This is a genomic window from Bradyrhizobium sp. CCGUVB23, from assembly GCF_024199885.1.
GTDB lineage: Bacteria > Pseudomonadota > Alphaproteobacteria > Rhizobiales > Xanthobacteraceae > Bradyrhizobium.
On the sequence record NZ_JANADQ010000004.1, the window covers coordinates 103,386 to 126,888 of the forward strand.

Sequence of the window (23,503 nt, forward strand, 5' to 3'; positions counted from 1 at the left end):
CTTACCGAGGTAGTATCTGCGCGACGTGGCGATTCAGGCTACCAGGAGCTCTGGTCATGCCGCTCCAATAGGCGCCTCCAATATTTCCGGCGATAGCTGGGAGCGCGACGATTAAGGCGTCTCCCGTCAGTAATAACATGTCAAGCTCGTAAAGGCCGATGATTTTCGCCGCGGTCGTACTGGCCACCTTAACGACGACAAGTATCGCCACAACGCTGGCTGCTTCCGTTAGAATGACTATCGTCGCAACGATATTCAGCAAGAGGAGAAGCACTCCGTACGTAAGCAGCTGTCCTACCCATTTGGCAGCGCTATCTCGCGTGCGATCAAAAAGATAGCCCACAAGGATCACCGGTCCAATCGCCAATAGCACCTTCGTTAGGATTGAGGCCCCATCATAGATCGCAAACGCCGTCCACAGCGTTCCATAGAAGACCCATTGAGCCCCCTGAAGAGCAAGGATGTCTTGACCGTTCTCTGGCCCAATCTCGGACGCAACCCGCTGAAACGTCGCCTGCGCTGTAGCGAATATGACATCAAGCTTCACCGGAACATTGATGAACTCGGGGCCACTTCCACTGACCCGATGGATAAACTTTGGGATTGTGTCCTCAAACACCGAAACCACGTAATCATGATAGTTCGCCTGCCCAGCGACGAGGGCGACAACAACCGAGACCGTTATGACTTTCGTTATCCCACCACGAACGTCGACTGCACCGCGCATGACTAGAATGCCCTGTACGATGATCCAAAGCGTGACACTGGCCAGCAAAGGCTCACTGACTGCGCTCTGGATCCTCTCGAGGAATGCGTGCAATCCAATGGAAAACGCGCCATCGAAGATTGCGTGTATAGCCGTGAACGGCGCGGGAATCCTAAGGTTCATTGCTCTACCTTGCTCACACCTCTCTTCACCGAACGGGGCAGTGATTTGACGCACTGCCGATCGTTATGGGCCAAATATGTCTGCAGTTGCCTGATGTTCTCTTCGCTGGGCAATGGCCTCTTCCGCCCGATGGAGGCCCGCCTGCGCAGTGGTCATTGTTAGTAGACTGGTCGCTTGGACGTTCTGAATGGCCGCATCGTGGATTTGCTTGAGAACTAGACCATTGGTTACGGTCGCCTGCATAATATTTCCCGAACGCGAAAGCTGATTCGGCGTGCTGGCATTCTCCGTCAGGCGGTAATCCATCGCCTTCAGATTGTTGGCTGCAAGACCTGCGGCATTGGCAGACCCTGCAATGTGATCACGTAGTAGCGTCCCTTCCGCATCGTTGCCCTTCACGTTGCGATTAGCACCTGACGCGATCGCACTCGCGGTGCCTGCTGTCGGCATCGGCGTAGAAAACATCTGCCTCTCGAGTTGATTTGTGGATGGGTACTGATTCGGCTGGTTGAGTGCACTTAATAGCCCGGTGATGCCGAACGGCGTAGTCAACATCGACACCATTGCCATTGTCTGCTCAAGGTTCGCCGCAGTATTGGCTGCAACCGCTATTGTTTTCTGAAGGTTCGCGGCAGTACTCACTGCTGTTGCTGCCGTTTGGGCTTCCACGACGACGTCGCTGACAACGAACTGCGCTCGGGCCGGCTCCGACCCAATGGCACAGGTGGCAACCGCTGCCACCAGCATGAGTTGGGTACGATTCATAGGTACACTCCCTTTTCTGATCAATCTACCGCTTCATGATAATGGACCATGAACTTATCGAGCCAAGCAGACGGCTCCTCGCCATATGTTCCGCGCAATTTATCGGCGAAGCGCACCGTGTTGGCCCGACCCGACAATACCGCGACGTATTCGCGCATTTCGCGAAGATCGAATTCGCAGATCACGCTCCCGCTCTCGCGCTTGAGCAACACTTTGCGGCTACCGATTGCCATATCCTCTCGGATCGCCTGAAATTCCCTCTCGGTACACTTCAAGCCGTCGATATAGGCAGATCGGTCCGCTGTCGGTGATGGATAAATGATTTTCGTCCTACATTGTGCGACAAGGCTGGCACCCAGACTCGATTCCAGAATGTGTTCCGGCTGCTGCGTTGCCAGTATCAACATGCCATTGTTCTTGCGAATAGTGAGCAAGAACTTGTCGACAATCGACGCGAACTTTTCGTTTAGCAGATAGGCCCGAAATTCATCGCAGCTCATGACAAAGCGGCGACCATCGACTACAGCTGCTATTCGATGCAATAGATATGCTGCCGCTGGTGCGCATACCTCCTCGTACTCCAAGATATGCGTCATATCGAAGCCCGTGATGAACGCGTCCAACTTTACATCGTCACACTCACCATCAAATGCCCAGCCGAGTGCATTGCCTCGGCACCAGCGTTGTAGTCGTGCGCCAGCGCCCTCAGACAGGCCGTGCAACAGGAATTCGCGCACACCCGCGAGTGAGCGCATGCACGGCTCGAACGACAGTTGTCGACGGATACCGCGTTCCAATCGCCGCTCCTCCTCCGGAGAGATGCCTCCGCGTCCATCACTTTCAATCAGCGCCACAATCCATTCCCGCAGAAAATCGCGGGAGGCCGCTGTATTGTCCAACCCGCGGAGTGGCGCCAAGCCGGAGGCCACGCCTCTGCGTAGCGTCAGGTATGCGCCTCCCGTAGCCCGTACCAACAGCTCTCCTCCACGATCCTTGTCGAAGAAGACGATCGCCCCACTGCGATCCGCCATGCTCTGCTCGAGCATGGCAAGGATGAACATCATGAGGGTCGTTTTGCCTCTACCAATGGGGCCGAATATCGCCGTCATGCCCACGTCATTCTCATGTGGAACATAATCGAAAGCGGTTGCACCGTTGCTCCGAAACCGCGCAACGGCCTTACCCCAGTGGCCGCAGATGTTGCCGCTGGGAAAGTTGTCAAACGAGACTAAACCCGCGAAATTGCGTGAGGTGATCGCCCCCGGACGCGTGCGCCACTTGTAGTTGCCAGGAAGTTGCGCCCAATAAGCCGCCTCCATGCCAATACCTTCTTGGACCACGACCGCGCCCGCATCCGTCAACCGCGCGCGTGCGCGCGCGCTGCGATCCGCAAGGTCATTGAGATTATTGGCGTAGACGCAGAGGCTCAAATGATGAGACCCCATAACAAATTCGTTGGATGCGAGTGCATCCTCGGCCTCGGCAAGTTCGCCTATCTGGGTTACGGCCTTGTCACCGGCACTCGTCATCTGGCTGGATTTGAGGCTGAGTTTCGCAAGAGCCTGCGCACGAGTCAGAAAGGCGAAGCTTTGGCTTAAAACGAGGGGAAACTCGGCAGACAACAAGGTGTTGAGCATGCCCGGCCGCGTCTTCGCCGGATACTCACGAAATGAAAAAATAGATCCGACGTAGCTATCTTGCGGGGCTTGAACCTCCAAGGCCCGCTTGCCGCAGATGACTCGGTCAGTATAGATCGACGCGCCGAGCGAGCCGCTAACAACCGGCACCGGCATGAATCGGCAGGTCATAATTAAGCGAAGTGCTTCCCCGACCTCTGTGAAAAGTACATCATTCTTCTCACGAATGCCGAGGCGGCGGAGTCCATATGCCTCTAGCGAGCTCGCCACAACGTGCCAGACATCTTCCAGATTCCGTATCTGCTCTGCGAGCCGCGGCTCTTGCCTTTTAAGAAAGTTCGCGAATCTGCCTTTGACCTTACCAAGCGCCGTGTAGGGAAACACGATCAGCGTTAGGAAGTGATCATTACGAAAGAGCTTACCGGAGAGTACACGCTGCTCATAAGCTTCGCTCAGGCTGGCAGCGAAAGTGCTGAGAAACTGCCGCGCAGGAGGCGCCGAGATATCCGTATGCCGGACGAGATGAGCGCATACCGACACATTATCGTCTGCGATGTTGCGAAGCAGCGTATTGAATGCGCGGCAGCGAGCATTCCGCATCTCGACGTCTTCCAACTCAAAGGCCACGCCACGGATATGTGCCATGCTCATGATCGAGCCGTCTTCTAGCAGAACAACATGCTCGCTTAGGTGTCCGACGTAGGGTAGATAGACCTCCCCGGACCTCTCGCTCGTGCCGCTTGCACCGTGCATTATACCGTTCCTCTGCCTCGTGCAGGCACCGCAATCGGATTTGGGGCGACGCTCGCACCACCCCAGAGTGCCCCGTCAACGCTTCTGCCGGCTGTCTGCAGAAAGAGCAGAACAACGCTCGCTGCGTTATAGTCACGTTCAACCGTGAGACGGACCCCGTACCACAGCGGTACGAGAACGACTTCATAAAGAGGATTCTGGACGACTACGATGAGAATGCCGGCTAACATCATAAGCAACCCTGCTAGGGTCAGCGGGACTCCGAGAAATAATGCAGGCCGCGTTGCTGCAACATAGAGCGTCGCTTCTTCCAGACGGCCACTCATTAGCCGCTTCCTATGAGAGCTTGCGCAAGAAAACTCGCTCCAAACATAATCACGACCCCTCCAACGACACCGGCAACAAGGCCGAGGGACGCCCGACCGAACATCCACGAGACGCCGATGGCGACAATGCCAAGAACCGCGAGTGACTGACCGAATGGCCCTAGGATGAACTTGCATATGTTGTTGAGCATCGCGGCAGGATCCGCGCCGTCAGCCGCCGCCGGCGTGACGGACAAAACCGTCCCGCCGATCGCTGCACCAACGGCATACGCACACCTCACTGCCTTGCGTACAGACAGGCGCGTCCAGTACGCGCCAGCGGACTCATAATAGGAAATCAAGCGTACCTCCATCGTTCAATCGAATAGGAATTGATTGTCCTCCGGGATTTGCAGGCCATTGCGCTCCTGATGCAGCACGCACGCCCCTAAGGATCAGCACTTCGGCTCTCCACTCATCCGAGTTCGCGATGGACAGGGGGACCGCGACTTTTCTCGTTCAGTTTCTCTACGACCCGTCGGCGGTTCGGATGGCTCTTCCACCAAACGCTGACGCTCATACAACTCCCAAATATCCCATGCTTCTTCCGTCGGCGTTTCATCAGCTTCTTTCGGAACCTCGATCAGAGGCGCCGTCGTCTGTCGGGCGGCCAGCTCGACCTTTGGTCGATATCCATTCGTAATGCCCCGGGCCGGATCACCAGTATTGGAGTCAGAGATTGACTGACGAGGGACCAACTGCTTTGCTGCAGCGAGCGTGTCGTCGGCAGAACGCTTCTCAAGCAGGCGCGCCGCGGTCGATAGTGAGATGCATGGCTGAAAGGTCATGTCGGGCGTCAAGCCCAGCTTGGAAACGTTTCTAGAACTGACCTGGATAAGCCCAACATCGACTAAATGTTGCGCTTCAAGTCGATCCGTGGCGCTGTGACGCGCGGGCGTCTGATCCTTCAAGTGGAGGAGCTCATCGGTGGTACGGTCGTCATATGCCGCAAGCGGATCGAAGTCGCCTTCGACCTTAGCGATCGCCGCAAGCGTCGATGGGGCAGCTGATGGCGCGCACTCGCGCGCGAGCCGATCGAACTCACGGCTGGAGAGTGCCGCTGCCTCCGCCGACACGCAGCACATGAAAGCTAGCAAGACCACCGACAGCCTCCCTGTTGCCGTCAACATTTCCTATCTCCTCAATTCTTAAACACCGCCGCCTGTCCTGCCGGAACGAGACGCTTTCATCCTAGGTCTGTGCTTATCGGCAGAGACTGTTAATCTAAGATTTTGGCGTTTCTCTTCTTCATTTCATCTGAAACACACGCTGTTTTCGTCGCGTGGAGCAAGTAAGTGATGTGTTTTTGGCGCTCCGACGGACACATTCATGCTGTTCCTCTCTTCGGCAGTTTGATGAGGGTGACATCTTCAATAATGTGGGCAAGCAGGCGCTTTCGTTCGGGGTTCCCGGATTCGTCCAGAGCTTATTGAAATCGGCCGTCATCGTGACAAGCCTCAACGGAGGAATACAACGAGTTCGCCAGGTTGCATCGATCGCGGTAGGGACCATCATTGCTGATGACAGCTTTGCGCTTCAAGAGCACTTCCGGGATCTGGTTAGTGCCGGGCATCACCGAGCTCCTCGACTACCAGGCCGGCGGTCTGCATGAGGATTTGGGCGAGCGTCAGTAACGCCTTCACCCGCGCCGCCTCGTTCATCTTGTCCAGCTTGTTCGGCTCGAATATCAGGCTCAGTTGCCCGTCCGAAATCTGTGCAGCTACGCGCTCCTGCTTCATCAGCGTTCTCCCATGCGACTCGATCGCTTCGGGAGTTTGCGGAAACGGTAAGCGTGGTGACCAGTCTCTTCAGCTCTGCTAATGCGGCAAGATCAACTTGTGGTGGCCCAGAGGTCATCCCCGCGCATGCGACCGGATCTACCATCCAGCTGGGAATCGTGATGACCGTGCCCAATGGGGTTCGGATCCGCAAAAACCGACCTGTCGCGCGTTGCTCGACGCGACGCACGCTCACCATCCGGCCAAAATAGGGATGCCAGCGATAGTGGACTTCAAAATCCGCCCCGACATGGGCAGAATGAACGGTAAACGGCTGTGGGCAGGCGCAACTGGACCTTTGCAGGCAGCGAGCGCGGCGCTCAACGTTGCGCCGTCATGCTGACGATGATCACCACCTGCCGTTTGAACGACGTCGATCCCAAAGCATGCTCGCCGACGTCCTGGCCCGTATCGCTGATCTGCCCGCCTCGCGCCTGCACGAACTGCTGCCCTGGGAGTGGAAGCGCCTGCTCGAAGCTAAAAAACAGGCCACTGCCGATCAGCGGGCGGCCTGCACCTCACACGCGACGATCATAGAGCGGACTGTTTACGCGCGCACCAGCCGATCACGCGGCCCTCCTCGTGTGCATACCGACAGCGGTCGTCTTATGTCGTCCGAATGGTCGTCCATTGTGAGCACCCTGAACCGCCCCGGGTTTGCCGGAGGCTCCAACTCCTGAGAGGATGGAGCCATGACAAGCAAGACGACGAACAAGTTTTCGCGTGAGGTCCGGGACCGTGCGGTTCGGATGGTTCTGGATCACGCCGGCGAGCATCCCTCGCGGTGGGCGGCGGTCACCTCGATTGCGGCCAAGATCGGCTGCACGCCGCAGACGCTTCAGGACTGGGTCAAGAAGGCAGAGGTTGACAGCGGGCAGCGGGCCGGCGTTCCGACCGAGATGGCCGAGAAGCTGAAGGCCCTGGAACGGGAGAACCGCGAGCTTCGGCAAGCCAACGAGATCCTGCGCAAGGCAAGCGCCTATTTTGCGATGGCGGAGCTCGACCGCCGGTCCAAGCCATGATCGCCTTCATCGATGATCATCGTGGTGCGCATGGGGTCGAGCCGATCTGCCAGGTCTTGCCGATCGCCCCCTCGACCTACCATGCCCATGTGGCCAAACGGCGCGATCCCGCCAAGCTGTCAGCGCGCGCCAGGCAGGACGCCGCGCTGAAGGTCGAGGTTCGTCGCGTGTTCGATCAGAACTTCTCCGTCTACGGCGTACGCAAGGTCTGGCGACAGCTCAAGCGCGAAGGCTTTGACGTTGCCCGTTGCACGGTATCGCGACTGATGCGGGACATGGGTTTGCGAGGGGTGATCCGGGGCAAATCCGTCAGGACCACGATCAGCGACAAGGCTGCGCCATGCCCGCTGGATCACGTCAACCGCCAGTTCAAGGCGTCGAGGCCGAACGTCCTTTGGCTCTCCGACTTCACCTATGGTGCGCCTCGCCCCGAGGAATCGGGGAAGCGTATGTTTGGAATGCATTGGGAAAGGAGGAAATGTGATGAGCCTGCTTCCTGCTGTGAGGAAGCATGAGCCCAAGCGGCGGTGACCTGCTGTCAACTGGCAGGGTGACGTAGCCCGCAGGTAAAGGGGATTGAGGCGAAACCGTTACGCCGAGATGGTTCCCGAGGCTGAGTATCGGAAGGTTGAGGAACACGAACCGGTTCATCCGCGTCTGTGGGCTGAAATGTCGCCTCCGCCTACACGGTTTAACAGGCGGAATGCTGAATGGTGTCGAAGGATATGTAGCCGGAGACACCCGAACGCGAGCGTAGATGTAGGGCGTCTTGCGTGGGCCGAGGGGAGAACACAGCCAAACCTGAGGCAACGGCATCGACTTGCAGCAAGCAAGGGAAAAGACTGCGACCGGCAACCTCACCGATGCGCTGGTAGTCCAACATATGAACGAGGGAAGGCATGAGCGGAATGGCAAGGGAGTTGACCCCGATGTCCGTCATGCTGGCAGAGCTCCCGTAGTAGTCCGAGGCCGGGAAAGCCGGTCACATGGCGAAGGGGAGCAGTTTGAGTTGCTTGGAGTGCACGTGATCTGACCTAATGAGGTGAAGACCTTTGATAATCAGTGAAATGCAGCACAAGCTCGCGACGTGGGCCGCGGCCGATCAGACCCGCCGGTTTGATCGATTGCTCCGGCTCATCACCGACAGGAATTGGCTTGCTGAAGCGGCCCGGATCGTTCTGGCGTCGAAAGGCGCCAATACACCGGGTCTTGACGGAATGGACAAGCGACGACTTGCTGCCGTTCTGGAGGGTCATCTGGATCGGTTGCGCGTGGCCCTGTTGGACGGCACTTACCGCCCAACGCCGGTCAAGCGAATCCATATCCCGAAGACCAACGGCAAGTTGAGACCATTGGGTATACCGATCCTGCTGGACCGCATCGTCCAGCGGGCGATGCTGATGGCCATGGAGCCGATCTGGGAGAGCGACTTCCACTCTGGCTCCTACGGCTTCCGTCCTGAACGCAGTGTTCATCACGCGGTACGTACAGTGAGGATGCAGTTGCAGGATGGCTCTGACTCGAAGGGCCGCTGGATCATCGAAGGTGATCTGGCGAGCTACTTCGACACTGTCCATCATCGGCTGCTTCTAAAATGCGTACGTCGTCGCATCAGGGACCTGCGATTCATTGATCTGCTCTGGCGAATCCTCAAAGCCGGTCACGTTGATCGTGGCTTATTCTTCGCAGCAAGTGAGGGCGTTCCGCAAGGCGGCGTTCTGTCGCCGCTCCTATCCAACATCATGCTCCATGAGTTTGATTGCTGGCTGGAGGCGAAATACCTGAACAAGAAAGCGAGGAAGGATCGTTGGGCGTGGAACTTCGGCATTCAACAGGGGCGTCCGATCACGGTTCGAGAGAACCGCGAGTGGAAACCTGCCGTAGCCTATTGTCGCTATGCCGATGACTTCGTTGTCATCGTCAAAGGGACGAAGGCCCATGCCGAGGCCGTCCGCGAGGAGTGCCGTGCCTTTCTGGAAGGCAAGCTGAAGTTGACGTTGAATATGGAGAAAACCCATATCACCCACGTCAATGATGGCTTCGTCTTTCTGGGGCATCGGATCATTCGCAAGCGGGGATCAAGCGGACGGATGGCGGTCGTCACGACCATACCCAAAGAGAAGGCCAAGGCATTCGCGCGAAGATTGTCGAAGGTCCTCTCTGGTGACCATGATCTTGCCAAGGTCGATATGGTGGACCGCCTGAACCGCCAACTGCGGGGCTGGGCGGCTTTCTACAAGTACACGGACTTCACTGCGACCACGTTCCGGCACGTCGATCATGTCGTGTTCTGGAAAATGGCGCACTGGCTGGCGAGAAAGTATCGGAGCCGCATCAAACCATTGATGCGGAGCTGGTATCGATCACCAGTCGCTGGGCAGGCCAAGACTTGGTTTGTCCACGGGGTCAGTGAACGAGGCCATCGTGTCGGGAAAGCCTTGCACCGATTGGTATCCAGTCCAAAGGGGCAGTTCCGATGGAGAAACCCGGACGCAAATCCCTACATCTTCAGGGAGGAGCCCAGGAAGACCATCACCTCGCGATATCAGGATGTCGCAATGGCCATGGGCCAGACTTGAACGGAGAGCCGTATGCGCTGAAAGGTGCCCGTACGGTTCGGGGAGGAGAAGCGCTTATGCGCTTCTTACTCCATTCGCGACCTGGACCGGCTTCGTCTACGTCGCCTTCGTCATCGATGCCTATGCCCGTAGGATCGTCGGCTGGCGGGCCTCGCGTACGGCGCATGCGGGCTTCGTGCTCGATGCGTTGGAGCAGGCACTGCATGATCGACGGCCGGTCCATCGCGGCGGGCTCGTGCACCACAGCGACAGGGGCAGCCAATACGTCGCGCTCAAATACACCGAGCGTCTGGCTGAAGCCGGCATCGAACCTTCTGTCGGCAGCGTCGGAGATTCCTATGACAACGCTCTCGCCGAGACTATCAACGGTCTCTACAAGGCTGAAGTGATCCATCGGCGCGGGCCATGGCGCAGCTTCCAGGCTGTCGAATTTGCCACCCTGGAGTGGGTCGATTGGTTCAACAACCGCAGGCTCCTGGAGCCCATCGGAAACATACCGCCGGCCGAAGCTGAGCAACGCTACTACGCCATGCTGGAACAACCCGCCATGGCGGCATAACTTAAACCAAATGGCCTCCGGCAAACCCGGGGCGGTTCACCCTTGCAGAAGATGACTCTTCTAACGGTGCCCACAGGTCTACGCACAAACAATCTGATGGGCCTCGGAGCCCCGCTTACGTTGCATCGTGAGATGCTGAAGATCGCACGTGCCGACAAGGTTTGCCGGCGATTGATGAGCGCCCCTGACGTCGGCACTCACTTGATGCCTGGAGCCGATCACTCGGACTCCGTTTCAACATCACCATTCTGAGGGACAGCCACTTAACCTGGCTAGGCTCGCGAAGGCCGGCCCATTACGGCATCTAGCTCTTGGACAAGGCTCATCGACCGAGGTTTGTGCCTCTGCTCCTGACGGATCCCAGTAATGCCGCTCGCGCGTCATTGTAGGCTTTGTCTATGGATTTCCCGATCTCAAGAATAGCGTCTAATCGCTCGGTTTCGTCGATTCCCCTGTTCGCGAGCAGCTCGCAAGATGATTTCGAGATCGCCTCGATGCTCCCGTCCAACTCTGAACTTTGCGGCGTTTCCGTATTCCTAGATGTAGAGTCCTTCTGGAAGGGCGCCACATGCTCGGCCATTCCTCCTAAGATTTCAGCCAGCTCCGGGCGAGCTATCAATGCATCGTAAATTCGGATTTTGTGGTCCGCATCCAAGTAATGATGTACCGATATAAGCGTCGCGGCTGCGAGCTTATGCTCCAAAGAGTTTACGTACCATGATGGTCGATTCTCTTTGAATAATTCGATCGTCTGATCAATAAGACGCCGTCTATTAACGTGGTCAAGGTCACCCAGGCGGGCCGCTATGGATTGGATCGCGTCAGGGTTCAAACCTCTGCGAGACAAGTCGAGAATGTGATCGACCGTGGCAGATTTCCGCCGATCAGATTGAAACTTAAATATCGGCCCGATAGCGTCAAGCTTACGAGCTGCGGTCCAAAGCAAAGAGATGGGGTGATCAGGTTCCGGCTCGGCACTATGGGGGTCCGCGGCGTCATACAGCGCCCGGCCTGAAGTGCCGAGCCGATTGAGCCGACCCTGAAATGCCCCAACGGGGCCCGTCTGAACTGCGTCTAGTACCGAGCGACTGATGAGCTTAAAGCTCGTGAGATTCTTCGCCGTTTCAACAGGGTCGTCGGTGGTTAAACCTTTCGCCACTTCGAATATTGCCCCACTCGGAAGGTCCGTTAATCGGGTATCGCCAACTAAACTCTGCGGTTTACTTGCTTGCTCTCGATCGTGATCCATTGATCCCTATCCTGATCCTTTTCCGTACACTCCAAGCCTAACATCTGAGGACGATCAGCTTAACAAATATCGTGTTACAATTATAATTCCTCTGAGGCGTCAAATCCGATGCATTGCGCTGGGCCGGGATACACTCCGCCAAACCATGGCGCATCTTGCGGTCAGGTGTCTTGTTCGGATCGAACAAAGGGCGAGGCATTACACGATTAGATCGTGCACTACCGCATATCGGGGCGTACCCGCTTCTCGCAACCCCCTTTTTGATCAGAAACTTGACCCCATATTAAAGTAGTGTGATCTTGCGAGATCGTACCGCAAGGCGAGAATTCGGCCAGATGCGCGCGTAGCGCATTGACCGCCCCACCATCGCGGCAACTTGCTGCGCGGCCGTCTTGATCGGGACGAATCGTATGGTCTTTCGAGAAACCGCTTCGTTGAAGGATCTGCGTCGTGAGACGACGGCGCTGAAGGAAATCGTGGCCGACCTTACGCTGAAGAACCGGTCGCTCAAAAAAGCATGACCGGGCCTTTTCGGTGAATGCCATGCATTCACCTGTCGGGTAGGAGAGGGGGGACGAGGCATGAGATATCCTGCGTCCGAGAAGGCCGAGATCGTCCAGCTGGTCGAGCAATCGCATCTGCCGGCCAAGCGCACGCTGGACAAGCTTGGTAGCCCACGCGCCACATTCTATCGCTGGTATGAGCGTTACCGCGAGGGCGGCAGCGACGCATTGGCCGACCATCGACCTGGCGCTGGATCTTCCGGCGCTGTCGCCGCGCAAGCTGGCTCGTGCGGTTCACCGACGAGCGAAAATACTTGTCTCCGAGGCAACGTTGCTGACCTGCGGGCGGAGCATCGTCAGCAAGTTCGCGGCGCTCGTGGCCCCAGTCGTCAACCCAGGACTTTCAGGGGATTGAGATCGAGCGCGGACCGAACATCCACCACAGTGATGCATTAGATCATCATTATGAATTATGTAGACAATCCCACATTCTATATAGTCTCCGCCGAACGACATGCGGCGTAGCGGACGGGCAGCTCGAGGGACAATAGCGTCGATGACTCGCCCCGCGTCGGGCGTCTTCCGCTCGCACGCATCCGAGCGCACCTCCTGCTGATTGGCGGGCTCGGCCACGCGAGGACGCGGTTAAACTGATTGTCCTCCACGCCGGCACCGTTTCCCGATGTCGATAATGAGCGTCGGATCGCCCATCGCAGTTGTTCGACCGATCATCTGGATCGAAGAGGCGGGATCAATTCATCTCGATCGAAGTGATCATCGGATTGGAAGAACGAAAAACTGGTGTGGCTCGACCTACGGGTCAAGTTCGCCAAAGCGCCGATGGTCGGAAGATGAAACAAGGAGAAACTTACGTTGGGTGAACGACTACAAGGGTTGATTGACGCCGTCGACGTGGCACACGACGAGCGCTCCATACACAATGCGATCAAGAACTTTACCATCGCGTCGGGCTTCAACCGGTATGCTTACATTCATGTTCACGCCGACGATGCTGTTACCTTCAGTGACTATCCTGCGGAATGGCAGAATCTGTATTCTGAAAAGCACTACACAGTCATCGATCCTGTCGTGACGACTGCCAAGCGCAGCATGCGGATGTTCGCCTGGTCGGCAGAGGACCGCGACGTACGCAGGATCTCGCGTGAGATCAAGCAATTCTATTCCGAGGCAACCGACTTCGGCATCCGCAGCGGCGTCTCCATCCCGATCAGGACAAGCTATGGCCGCACCGCGATGATCACTCTCGCGTCAGACCGGCGGCGCGTCGAGGCTCCGCCGTGGGATCCGATGAAGGCGGCGTTGGCGCTTGCCTACATCCATATTCATCTTGGCCTAGTGTCTAAGTCTTCGTTCAAAACAAGAGAAGTGACATTGTCAGCGCAAGAAGCGACCTCGCTCAGTTGGTCGTCGCACGGCAAGTCGATGAACGTGATTGCCGACCTGCTTGGCATCAAGCCACGAACTGTCCAGTGCTATCTGGACAATGCACGCGACAAACTCGGAGCCAGTAATCTCCAACAGGCCGTCCGTATCGCTATGGAGAAAAAGCTTATCTAGCCGCGCATGTCACGGAAATTCCTCACGCTCATCTTTAGATCGGTTGGCTAAGGGAGCCAATGCGCAAATAGGACGTCGCCCCTGATTCGGTCAGTCAGTGACGCCTGCAGTGCGTTGGCTTGCAGCTTATCCAATGGGGACGTTCGGAACGAAGCCGAGCCGATCGACAAGGGTGTTCAGAACAAGTTGGCGTGCCCGATGTTCCGTTTCCGCGTGCTCGTGGATGCGTTCGAGCTCGACCCGGCGTTCCGGACAACAGTTCTTGTCGGCCTCTGCGGCTAACCGCTGCAATCGGGCCGTCTCGGCGAGCGCGACGCTAGCACGGTATTCGTGAATGGCGCCGATGGTTAGGCGTTCAAGCTCACGTTGTTCCATTCCTCCAAACATGCGCTTAAGCTCGCAGTCGAGCCCGGCGTCGGGAGATTCATCATTATTGCTCGATGCCACAATTCTCACGCAGACTTCGGTCCGCGGTGCGCCTCCGCCGACGATAATCCCCTTGATCCCAAGCCGGGGGTTAGAAAACCGCGATTAGACGGTCTCTGACCTTTAGACCCCATGCTCCCTCCGCCCTGGTGTGCGTCACCTTGCGGCCCCAAAAGCGGCCGTACGATATCATTGCCCGAGATCGACCGGAGGGAAATGATGAGAACCACCCGCTATATCGGACTGGATGTCCACAAAGAGTCAATTGCCGCGGCAGTAGCTGACGGGAGGAAGCGCGTTTCTTCGGGCAGATTGCCAACACGCCGGAGGTCGTCGCAAAGCTCATCACTAAACTCGAAGGACAACGCCCAACTCCATTTCGCCGATGAGGCTGGCTGCTGCGGTTACGGCATCTATCGCCAGATATCCAAGCTCGGGCATCGTTGCGATGTGGTGGCACCCGGTCTGATACCCGTTCGCCGAAGCGAGCGGGTAAAGAACGATCGTCGCGATGCCTTGATGATTGCCCGACTTTTGCGTGCAGGCGAGTTGGCTCCAGTTTGGGATCCCAGAGCACCGAGGCGCCTGGACATAACGCAGGTCCCCGGCCATTAGGTCAGAGGATCCCGGTGCCGTCACGGCCGGCACCAACCGCAAATCGAGGGTTTCTAAGCCCCGAGGCAGCGCGTACTGCGCTGTGATTCCTTATAGATTGAAGAGGGGTTCGACGCCAGCCGTGGAGAATGCGGCGACATCAACCAAGCTGGCAGGGTCTGAGCGGCCAAGAGCCTGCGACATGAAGGGTGTGCCGATGATTGGTGACGCGACACCCGCTGCTCGAGGAAGAGAATGCTCCCCTGGCGGGCGACCTTGCGTCGCCGAGCCTCCCCGCGCATGATCGAATATGCGATAGCCCGTGAGAGCGGCGACCTCACGCTCCGCAGAATCAGCCGGATCGCGGGCCCTTGCGCGTCAACATCAAGGAGTTTACGACGCGACAGCGTAGCGCTGCCGCCCATCCAATAGATCCTGGCTTTCCAGCTGGTGCCGAGGCCATTCGCAAAGGGCTATTTCGGCTTGCCGACGCCAACGCCGGTCAGATCGATCCTGATGCCCGCCTTGTTCGGATTGTCCGGCTCCTTGCCCTGGACGGTCCCATCGTCCGGGCTGCTCGCGGGCTTGGCCGCGTCATCATTCGGCGGCTTGTGGCCAGCCTCCGACGCCCTCTTACGGGCTGGCAGGGTGCCAGGATCGGGGGCGTCGAACACATACTTCCCGTCGAAATACCCGCTCTTCCAGGCCTCGATCGCATCGCCCAGCGCCTCGTCGACCGGCGCGCCATACCAATTCGTGACGATGCGATAAACCTTGCCGAACAGCGCGGTGCCTATCCTGATGTTGGTGCAGGTGTCGACGAGATCGGGTTTGAGCTCCGAGACATCGGTGATACCGAGCCCGGCTGGATATTGGGTCACCCCAACGCGGACCATCGCCTGGCCAACGTAACGGCGCACCAGCTCCATGGCGTCGTCCGCAGTCTTGGGCGGCGTTACGAGGATGACGCGGTTTCCGGTCCGGACGGTGACGGCGAGCGGATCAGGTGCCCCGACCGCGCGGATGAATTTCTCGACGATCGCGGGCCTCAAGCCCGGATCGGCGCATTGATGCATGGTGGCAGCATCGATCATGCTGAGCCTCAGGTGTTGAACGAGAGCACAAGCGGCAGGGCGAACAGGCGCGCCCAGGCTTGGGTGCTGGCTCGCTGAATGGCGAGGACGTTGGTTCCGGCGGTCCACCAACCGTTGCCGATCGCGACAAGCACGTTGGGCGACTGGAGCATCGACTGCAGGACGGGCCAGACGAGCAGTTGCTCGTAACAGATCAAGGGCGCGATGCGGCTGCCGGCGGACTCGACGACGGGATCGGCAAAGAAGCTGGCTCTGGCGCCACCGCCCTGCCCCGTCCATGCGAGCCAAGGTTGCCACATCGAGACCGGGACCGGCATGCGTTCGCCATAGAGCCGGCGCGCGCGACCGGCGCTGATTTCCATCATGGCATTGTCATAGCCTTCGCGATCGACGATCGCCGCACCAGCGATCAGCGTGACGTCGTTGCCGCGAAGGCCGTCCATCCAGAAGCCGCTCGTGGTTGGCGTCCACAGCCCGGCCGCACTCTCGGGAAACACGACAACACGCGCCCCAGCCGCGGCCGCTTCGCGCACGCGCTGGAGCAACGCCTCGGATTGATCGAGGTCCGGAGCTCGGCCGAGCACGCCGCCAAGCTTGGTATCGAGACCGACCCATCCGTCGGGTTGCGACGGTGCGATCCAGTGCGCGGCCGACCAGGCCCAGAAGCTGGCCGCGACGATCGCCGCGATGGGCCACTTTCCGGTCGTCATGGTGAGCAGAATGGCTGCGGTCGCACCCAGTCCCCACCATCCCCATCCCGGAAACAACATCCCGGCGGCCGTGATCGGCTGCGCCCATCCGACGATGCCGAAGGGCGGCATGCTCATCAAGATCGCCGCAAGGGCGAACGAAAGCGCCCTCCCCCATCCCGGCCGGCTTTGCCACAGCACGGCGTGGACAAGGACGAAGCTGGCCGCAGCCCCGATCCACAAGGCGATGCCGACGCCGAAATCGGTGCCGTAAAAATTGACCGCTCCTTGCGGCAGCCCGCGTGATGCCGCCAGGAAATAGGCGGCGCTCACTGCCGCTGAGATCGACCGTGAAGGTGCGAACGCCCACAGCGTCGGGAACGCGCAGGCAAGCGACAGGGTGGGCGCGTGACCACACCAGGCAACAGCCCCGATCGCGGCCGCGGCGACGGCCATCGCCGCGCCCCGCCAGGAGCTATGGGCCGAAGGTGAGGACCGGCCGCGCAAGGCCAAGGACGCCCGATGACGGGATCGGGCCGAAGTAGCGGGAATCATAGGAGCCTGCGAAATCGGAGTGGAGATAGAGCTCGCCGGCGGGAACAACGCCGCCGGCAAACGGCGCGAGAGGACGGCCGGCGGCATCGGCATGCCGGACCTCGGAATCAGGGAGCGGACGGCCGTCGATCGAGATGCGATTGGCCACATCGACCTGTTGGCCGACGATGGCGACGACGGTCTTGATGAGCGGGCTTAAGCCCCCGGCGCACAGTCCGCGCCGGATGTAGCCGCGCGCGAATGCGCGTTCGAACTCGGCCGTATGCGGTGGACAGATGAAGACGAGATCGCCGACGGCGGCCTCACGATCCAGCATCTCAATCCGCCACAGGCCGCGGGGATAGCTTGGCGTCATGTTGACGCGCAGTCCGGCGCACCAGCCGGCGCAGGTTAGGGTAACAATGAGGCCCGTACCGGCCGCCAGAATCATCACAGAGACGCGTCGAGAACTCATTTCAGGGTCTGTCCCTGACGCTGCGACACGCGCTGCGCCTCGGCCTGCTTGAGAGCCTGCGCGGTGCGCTCCCCTGCGGCGAGTTGCTGCGCGGCGCGCATCGCAGGCCAGGCCTCTTTCAGCTGCGCGCGCCGCGCCGAATCCATGCCGGCCACCACCTTCTCGAAGGCCTGCCCGTTGGGCTCTTTAGCGGCGTTCAGCAGGAATGTGCGATCGCCAAAGCGCTCTGCGATGGCTTTGTTGAAACCGTCGATCTCGGCCTTCACCATCCGGTCCGCCAGTGCGAATTCGAGCGCGCTCGGCAGGTCGTTGCGGTCGATGGCGTCGCGCACGCGCTCGAGCACACGGCGGGCATCGCGAGACAGAGCCGGGATGTCAATGGCGACGCGGTGCCGGATCGCGCGTTCCTCGGCCTCATGCTTGTGCTCGGCCTCGGCGCGAAGACGTAAGTAACGCTCGATGTCTTTCTTCAGCGCCGGCACATTGGCCTCGGCCCGTTGACGCTCTTGGCTCTTGGCCTTACCCGCAAGCAGGCCGACCTTTCCGCGGAGCGCGCCAAAGGATTCGGGCTTCGAGCCAAGACGCACAAGCGTCGAAGTCGCAGTCGCGGAATCCTTCAACATGGCGTCGAAGTTCGTCGCGCGGAACGCGCGCTCGGGATCGGCAAAGACGAGGCGGAAGCGTGCGGAGACATCCTCCCATTGCTTCTTGATGGCGGGGTCAGCGAGGATCTTGTCCTCGACCGTGTCGATCAGGGATTTGGGGAACGTGGTGACGCCGGCGACCATGGGTAGGGCCTCCTTCTTCGTGGCGGTGACGGTTGAGGTGCGCGCGTTGGCCAGCCCAAGCTTTTCGCCGACGGCGCGCAGGCGCCGGGCGAATAGGGCCAGCTTGTCCTTCTGGCGGATGGTCCAGCGGACACGGTCGAGGAGAAGCGTGCGGGCGACCTGGACGATGTGCAGCCCGCGGTTCGCGGCGAAGCGCAGCGCGTCCCGATAGAAGCGACCGCTGGCATAATCGAGGGTGGTTTCTTTCGCGTTCAGCCGCGACAGGACCGCGCTCAGCCCGCCGTTTAGACCGAACGATCGACGACCGTAATACAGCGCCACGTCCTCGCGATGCCGGGTCATCGCGACATAGGTCAGATGGCGGTCGAGCGAGAGGCTCGCCAGCACTTTCACCTGGTCGACGGTCGCGCCCTGGGATTTGTGAATGGTGGTGGCGTAGCCGTGATCGACGTGGGGATAGAACCGCTGATCGACCTCGACGCGCTGGCGATGCCCGCGCTCGCCGATCTCGGCGATGAATCGCCCCGGCTCGGCTTCCACGACCTTGCCGATCATGCCGTTCTTGACACCGAGCGAGCCCTCGTTCTGCAGGAACACGATCTGATCGCCGACGGCAAAGCGGCGCTCGCCATCCGCGGTCCGGAACGCATGTCCTTCCTCGAGGAGGCCGCGCTCGATCAGCTTGCCGCGCGCCATATCGTTGAGGGAGCGCACATCGCGGCGCAGATGCGCGAGGATCAGCGAGGTCTTCGCCGGATCGTAATCGCGGTTCCAGTCCACGATCAGGTTGTCGATCGCCTGGGCCTTGAGCTCGGAGCCGAGAATGCGGCCCTGGGCGCGATAGGTTGCCAGCGCCTCAGTGATGCGTCCGCGCGCGAGATCGAGCGAGGCATCCCGCATCCATTGCGCGTGCTGGCGATAGATGGTCTCGAGCTCGGCATAGCCGATGCGCTCGGTGATCGACCGGAACGCGGCGCCCGCTTCAATCGGCTGAAGCTGGTCGGGATCGCCGACCAGGACGAGTTTTGCGCCAGTCCGCGATGCGGCTTCCACGAAGGTCGCCATCTGCCGCGAGGCGATCATGCCGGCCTCGTCGATCACCATGACGGTCCGCCCATCGAGGGCGTCACGGCCGTTCTGCCAGCGCAGCTCCCACGACGACAGCGTATGCGAGACGATCCCCGCTTCCTTCGACAAGCCTTCGGCGGCCTTGCCGGCAAGCGCCGCGCCGACGACCCGATACCCGGCCGCTTCCCACACGTCGCGCGCCGCGCGCATCATCGTCGTCTTGCCGGCGCCAGCCCGCCCGATCACGGCCGCGATCCGCGCCGGCGCCGTGACGTGCTCGATCGCCGCGCGCTGCTCCGCCGAGAGCTGCGCATGCCGCGCCAGCACCTCGCTTATGGCCTTCTCCCGGACGCTGAAGCTGCAGGTCGCGGCAAGGCCGATCGCGCGTCGTGCCATGTCGGCTTCCAGGTGGATCAGCTCGTGCGTTGTAAGCCTGGCCGGGGTCCGCGCGCCGCTCGCAAAGTCAACGCCAGCGGCCTGCAACCGCACGACATCCGGGCTTTGTAGGATGCGGTTTAGGAGGGCCTGGAAGCTGCCGGCGTCATCGATGTAGCGATGCAGCGCCTTGGCGAGATCGCGCTCGTCAAAGACGCTCTTCTCGCGGCTGACAAGCTCGAGCACGATCTCCGGCCGGCGCTCGATGCGTCGAGCATTCTCGGCCCGGCTCTCTTCGAAGACCGCCAGCCGATCAAGCCCGTGCGCCGCGCCTTCGACCTTCGCTTTCCGGTCGATCGCTTTTGCCGCGACACCGATATGGGTGGTCGGGACGAGGTCGATGCCGCGCTCGGCATAGGAGCGGCCATCGACACGGATCTCGAGGCCGGCGAGCGCGAGATGGTGGTTCTGCAGATCGATCCACCGCGCCCGTTGCGCCAAAAACTCCTGCTTGTCGCCGGCCCAGAGCGCATAGCGGATTTTGCCGGCGTCGGTGCGGAGCGGCTTGCCGTCGTCGCCTGATACGGCGACCCTCTTGCCGCCGAAACCCTCCTCAGTCAGCGGCCGCAGCGTCGTCATCAGGTGGACATGCGGATTGCCGGGTTCATCGTGATAGACCCAGTCGGCGACCTGTCCTCGCGCTAAAATCTCCTGCGCCACGAACTGGCGCATGAGAGCGATATTCTGTTCGGTCGTGAGCTCCACCGGCAGGGCGATGATCGCCTCCCGCGCGAACTGCGCATCGGAGCGTTTCTCGAAGGCCTCGACCTTGTTCCAGAATGCCTCAGTCGCGCTCGCGACGGAGCGGTCGGCGATCAGCGCGCGCGCCCAGGCCGGCGCATCGGGCGGCAGCAGGAATTCCTCATGCGCTAGCCCCCGCTTGTTCGAATAGTCGACGACCCTCGCCTCCGCCTCGTGCTCCATGCGGGCGCAATGGCGGTAAGCGGCCGACAGAACGGCGCTGCGGCCGCCGGCACGGCCGATGATCTGGACGGTGAAATGCGTAATGGCCACGAGGGGCGATCCCGAAGAGAACGAACATCCTGTTCGTCGGGATCGGCCCGCCCATTCGGGCCGGGAAGCAGGACGTCGCGTCAGCGACGTATAACTGCGCCCTTGGAAGCCGCTCCTTCGGAACGGCGGGATGATCTTCCAAAGCGTCGGCTTCGCCGACCCCGTTAATTACCCGGGTCGCGCTTTGCGCTCAGCCCGGCTTTCATTCGGACGCTTCGCGCAAATCGACAGGAAAGGTCTTTCGGAATGAAAAAGCCCTCGCGGCAGATCAGGGATGAAATCGCTCGGCTCCAGGACCAGTTGAAGCAGGCTGAGACGCGGGAGGCCGAGCGGATCGGCCGGATCGCACTGAAGGCCGGCATCGGGGGGTTCGAGATTGACGAGGGGGCACTGCTGTCGGCCTTCGAGGACATCGTGGGCCGCTTTCGCAAGGGTGGCTCCCGAACCACGACCGCGCCTCCGGCGGTCACGCTTGGCGCGTCTTCGGGCGTGGCTGAACAGGGCTGAGCGCATGCGCAAGTCCGAGGCCAGTGATATCAGAAAGAAGGATACCCGGGAGAAGATCGAGCTTGGCGGCCTGATCGCCAAGGCCGGGCTTCGTTATGAGAAGCGGGCACTGTTGCTGGGCCTCTTGATCGACGCCAAGGAGCGGCTTCACGGCAATGAACAGGAACGCGAGCGCCTGATGGCGATCGGCGCGAAGGCGTTCGGCTGTGAAGGCAAATAGAATCGCGCTGGCGATCGCGCCGACCGTGCTGATGGCGGGCCTGTGCCTGGCCGTCACTGGCATTGAGGTGTGGTTTGCAAAATTCGGAGCAACGCCGAACGCGCGCCTGGTCTTGGGGCGGATTGGCATCGCCATGCCCTATGTGTTGGCGGCGGCGAGCGGCGTGGTCTTCCTCTTCGCGGCCGCTGGCGCGACCGCGATCCGCTCGGCCGGCTGGGGCGTCGCGTCCGGCGCCCTGCTGGTCATCGCCATCGCCGCTTCGCGGGAGATCGCGCGCCTTAACTCCTTCGCCGGCGAGTTGCCACCTGGAGACCGACTTCTCGCCTACGCCGATCCTGCGACGGCCGTTGGCGCAACCATCGTGGCGCTCGTGGCTGTCTTCGGTCTGCGCGTCGCACTGAAGGGCAACACCGCCTTCGCAAGCCCCGCTCCGCGTCGCATCCAGGGCCGGCGCGCCATCCATGGCGAGTCCGACTGGATGGCGATGACAGAGGCCGCACGGCTGTTTCCGGAGGCAGGCGGCATCGTGGTCGGGGAGCGCTATCGCGGCGACCGGGATGCGGTCGCAGGTCAGTCCTTCCGCACTGAGGACGCCGAGACATGGGGGGTCGGCGGCAGGTCTCCCCTGCTTTGCTTCGATGCCTCCTTCGGCTCATCGCATGGCATCGTGTTCGCAGGCTCGGGCGGCTTCAAGACAACATCCATCACGGTGCCGACAGCCCTCAAATGGGGCGGCGGCCTCGTCGTCCTCGACCCCTCCAACGAGGTCGCGCCCATGGTGAGCACGCACCGGCGGGACGCGGGCCGACAGGTCTTCGTGCTCGACCCGCGCGCCTCGGGAAGCGGCTTTAACGTGCTCGACTGGATCGGCCAGCACGGCGCGACCAAGGAAGAGGACATCGGAGCCGTCGCGTCATGGATCATGACCGACACTCCACGCCAGGGCTCGGCCCGCGACGACTTCTTCCGCGCCTCGGCCTTGCAGCTCCTGACAGCCCTGATCGCCGACGTCTGTCTGTCCGGTCATACGGAACGGAAAGACCAGCATCTGCGCCAGGTCCGCGCCAACCTGTCCGAGCCGGAGCCAAAGCTGCGTCAGCGGCTGCAGACCATCTACGACAATTCGGAATCGGGGTTCGTGAAGGAGAACGTCGCGCCGTTCATCGCCATGACGCCGGAGACCTTCAGCGGCGTCTACGCCAACGCGGTGAAGGAAACCCACTGGCTTTCCTATGCCAACTATGCCGCCCTGGTATCGGGGTCGAGCTTCACGACAGGCGAGCTCGCCGAAGGCCGAACCGACATCTTCATCAACCTCGACCTGAAGACGCTCGAAAACCATGCCGGCCTCGCCCGCGTCATCATCGGCGCGCTCCTCAACGCGATCTACAACCGCAATGGGGCGGTTGGCGAGCGCACCCTGTTCTTGCTCGATGAGGTCGCCCGTCCCGGCTATCTGCGCATCCTCTGCGGCGCGCGATGCTGGGCGTAAGTACGGCATCACGCTCTTGACGCCTCATCAGTCGATCGGACAGATGCGCGAGGCCTATGGCGGCCGCGACGCCACCAGCAATGGTTCGAGAGCGTCATGGATCTCTTTCGCTGCGATTAATGATCCGGAGACCGCCGACTACATTTCGAAGCGCTGCGCGACACGACGGTCGAGGCTGACCACCAGCCGCTCGTCGCAAATGTACGGTCGTCGCGGACGCGTTCCAAACAGCTCACGCGCCGGCCATTGATCCTTCCGCACAGAGGAAGGCGCATGCGCACCGATGAACAGATCATCTTCACCGCCGGGCAATCCGCTGCGCTGCGGACGCCATTCAAGAGCCCTGCCGCGCCGACATGCGGGCGTGTGTCGGCAAGAACAGGTTCCACCGGAAGGAACCGAATGAGTGCGCCAGGGTGCAATTGATGTGACGATGCCAAACGAACTCATCCACCCGGTCGACCATAAACTCATTGGACGCCGCTTCCGA

The 23,503-nt window shown here is 60.4% G+C and carries 19 protein-coding genes, 5 pseudogenes and 1 other annotated feature; of the genes and pseudogenes, 10 read left to right on the forward strand and 14 right to left on the reverse strand.

Features of this window, described 5'->3' with window-relative positions:
• Position 1 precedes the first annotated feature (1 nt).
• From NLN62_RS52630 to NLN62_RS52660, 7 genes are all read right to left on the reverse strand, one after another.
• Positions 2-889 (reverse strand): type IV secretion system protein, encoded by an 888-nt coding sequence (locus NLN62_RS52630; protein WP_254114450.1) that lies wholly within the window; start codon positions 887-889, stop codon positions 2-4.
• Between the two features lie 63 nt (positions 890-952).
• Positions 953-1,654 (reverse strand): type IV secretion system protein VirB5, encoded by a 702-nt coding sequence (locus NLN62_RS52635; RefSeq protein ID WP_254114451.1) that lies wholly within the window; start codon positions 1,652-1,654, stop codon positions 953-955.
• A gap of 20 nt (positions 1,655-1,674) precedes the next feature.
• Positions 1,675-4,044 (reverse strand): VirB4 family type IV secretion/conjugal transfer ATPase, encoded by a 2,370-nt coding sequence (locus tag NLN62_RS52640; RefSeq protein ID WP_254114452.1) that lies wholly within the window; start codon positions 4,042-4,044, stop codon positions 1,675-1,677.
• Positions 4,044-4,370 (reverse strand): type IV secretion system protein VirB3, encoded by a 327-nt coding sequence (locus NLN62_RS52645; protein ID WP_254114453.1) that lies wholly within the window; start codon positions 4,368-4,370, stop codon positions 4,044-4,046. The genes NLN62_RS52640 and NLN62_RS52645 overlap by 1 nt, the downstream gene beginning before the upstream one ends.
• Positions 4,370-4,708, reverse strand: a complete 339-nt coding sequence (virB2, locus tag NLN62_RS52650) for a pilin major subunit VirB2 (RefSeq protein ID WP_371933208.1) — start codon at positions 4,706-4,708, stop codon at positions 4,370-4,372. Before virB2 ends, NLN62_RS52645 begins: the two co-directional genes overlap by 1 nt.
• Before the next feature lie 96 nt (positions 4,709-4,804).
• Positions 4,805-5,539 (reverse strand): type IV secretion system lytic transglycosylase VirB1, encoded by a 735-nt coding sequence (locus NLN62_RS52655; protein WP_254114454.1) that lies wholly within the window; start codon positions 5,537-5,539, stop codon positions 4,805-4,807.
• A gap of 429 nt (positions 5,540-5,968) precedes the next feature.
• Complete coding sequence (locus tag NLN62_RS52660) at positions 5,969-6,148, reverse strand: hypothetical protein (RefSeq protein WP_254114455.1); 180 nt, start codon at positions 6,146-6,148, stop codon at positions 5,969-5,971.
• Between the two features lie 312 nt (positions 6,149-6,460).
• Between NLN62_RS52660 and NLN62_RS52665 the strand changes: the two are divergent.
• The 4 genes and pseudogenes from NLN62_RS52665 to NLN62_RS52680 all read left to right on the forward strand — a co-directional run.
• A pseudogene (locus NLN62_RS52665) lies at positions 6,461-6,678 on the forward strand (transposase domain-containing protein); the annotation flags it as partial.
• A 201-nt stretch (positions 6,679-6,879) separates the two neighbouring features.
• Positions 6,880-7,625, forward strand: a pseudogene (locus tag NLN62_RS52670) (IS3 family transposase); the annotation flags it as partial.
• Positions 7,164-7,280: a sequence feature (AL1L pseudoknot), on the forward strand. It overlaps the preceding pseudogene by 117 nt.
• A gap of 636 nt (positions 7,626-8,261) precedes the next feature.
• Positions 8,262-9,788 (forward strand): group II intron reverse transcriptase/maturase, encoded by a 1,527-nt coding sequence (ltrA, locus tag NLN62_RS52675; protein WP_254114420.1) that lies wholly within the window; start codon positions 8,262-8,264, stop codon positions 9,786-9,788.
• 67 nt (positions 9,789-9,855) lie between these two features.
• Positions 9,856-10,347, forward strand: a pseudogene (locus NLN62_RS52680) (IS3 family transposase); the annotation flags it as partial.
• A gap of 322 nt (positions 10,348-10,669) precedes the next feature.
• On the opposite strand, the gene NLN62_RS52685 reads toward NLN62_RS52680, so the two are convergent.
• Both NLN62_RS52685 and NLN62_RS52690 read right to left on the reverse strand, forming a co-directional pair.
• Positions 10,670-11,596 carry a hypothetical protein gene (locus NLN62_RS52685; RefSeq protein WP_254114456.1) on the reverse strand — a complete coding sequence of 309 codons (927 nt, stop codon included), beginning with the start codon at positions 11,594-11,596 and terminating at the stop codon, positions 10,670-10,672.
• Positions 11,597-11,814: 218 nt separating this feature from the next.
• A complete protein-coding gene (locus NLN62_RS52690; RefSeq protein WP_254114485.1) occupies positions 11,815-12,141 on the reverse strand; it encodes a hypothetical protein in 327 nt (108 codons plus the stop codon).
• On the opposite strand from NLN62_RS52690, the pseudogene NLN62_RS52695 reads away from it, so the two are divergent.
• Both NLN62_RS52695 and NLN62_RS52700 read left to right on the forward strand, forming a co-directional pair.
• A pseudogene (locus NLN62_RS52695) lies at positions 12,031-12,413 on the forward strand (helix-turn-helix domain-containing protein); the annotation flags it as partial. The gene NLN62_RS52690 and the pseudogene NLN62_RS52695 overlap by 111 nt on opposite strands.
• Positions 12,414-12,972: 559 nt before the next feature.
• Positions 12,973-13,677, forward strand: coding sequence for an autoinducer binding domain-containing protein (locus NLN62_RS52700; RefSeq protein ID WP_254114457.1), 705 nt, complete (start codon positions 12,973-12,975; stop codon positions 13,675-13,677).
• Between the two features lie 126 nt (positions 13,678-13,803).
• On the opposite strand, the gene NLN62_RS52705 is transcribed toward NLN62_RS52700, so the two are convergent.
• Positions 13,804-14,133 carry a transcriptional repressor TraM gene (locus tag NLN62_RS52705; RefSeq protein ID WP_254114458.1) on the reverse strand — a complete coding sequence of 110 codons (330 nt, stop codon included), beginning with the start codon at positions 14,131-14,133 and terminating at the stop codon, positions 13,804-13,806.
• Between the two features lie 189 nt (positions 14,134-14,322).
• On the opposite strand from NLN62_RS52705, the gene NLN62_RS53970 reads away from it, so the two are divergent.
• Positions 14,323-14,718, forward strand: a complete 396-nt coding sequence (locus NLN62_RS53970) for a transposase (protein ID WP_371933202.1) — start codon at positions 14,323-14,325, stop codon at positions 14,716-14,718.
• Between the two features lie 452 nt (positions 14,719-15,170).
• Here the strand turns inward: NLN62_RS53970 and NLN62_RS52710 are convergent, their stop codons facing one another.
• Genes NLN62_RS52710 through traA form a run of 4 tightly spaced genes read right to left on the reverse strand, consistent with a single transcriptional unit; the run spans position 15,171 to position 20,794 of the window.
• Positions 15,171-15,791: a TraH family protein gene (locus tag NLN62_RS52710; RefSeq protein WP_254114459.1), complete on the reverse strand. Its 621-nt coding sequence runs from the start codon at positions 15,789-15,791 to the stop codon at positions 15,171-15,173.
• Between the two features lie 8 nt (positions 15,792-15,799).
• Positions 15,800-17,035, reverse strand: coding sequence for a conjugal transfer protein TraB (locus tag NLN62_RS52715; protein ID WP_256576136.1), 1,236 nt, complete (start codon positions 17,033-17,035; stop codon positions 15,800-15,802).
• Positions 16,956-17,489, reverse strand: a complete 534-nt coding sequence (gene traF, locus NLN62_RS52720; RefSeq protein ID WP_371933203.1) for a conjugative transfer signal peptidase TraF — start codon at positions 17,487-17,489, stop codon at positions 16,956-16,958. The genes NLN62_RS52715 and traF overlap by 80 nt, the downstream gene beginning before the upstream one ends.
• On the reverse strand, positions 17,486-20,794 hold the full coding sequence (gene traA, locus NLN62_RS52725; protein WP_254114461.1) for a Ti-type conjugative transfer relaxase TraA: 3,309 nt from the start codon (positions 20,792-20,794) through the stop codon (positions 17,486-17,488). The genes traF and traA overlap by 4 nt, the downstream gene beginning before the upstream one ends.
• Before the next feature lie 246 nt (positions 20,795-21,040).
• Here traA and NLN62_RS52730 point away from each other — a divergent pair, with 246 nt between their 5' ends.
• The 3 genes and pseudogenes from NLN62_RS52730 (at position 21,041) to traG (ending at position 23,444) form a co-directional block, all read left to right on the forward strand.
• A complete protein-coding gene (locus NLN62_RS52730) occupies positions 21,041-21,301 on the forward strand; it encodes a TraC family protein (RefSeq protein WP_254114462.1) in 261 nt (86 codons plus the stop codon).
• 4 nt (positions 21,302-21,305) lie between these two features.
• Positions 21,306-21,521, forward strand: coding sequence for a type IV conjugative transfer system coupling protein TraD (gene traD, locus NLN62_RS52735; RefSeq protein WP_254114463.1), 216 nt, complete (start codon positions 21,306-21,308; stop codon positions 21,519-21,521).
• Positions 21,508-23,444 (forward strand): annotated as a pseudogene (gene traG, locus NLN62_RS52740) (Ti-type conjugative transfer system protein TraG). Before traD ends, traG begins: the two are co-directional and overlap by 14 nt.
• Positions 23,445-23,503 lie beyond the last annotated feature (59 nt).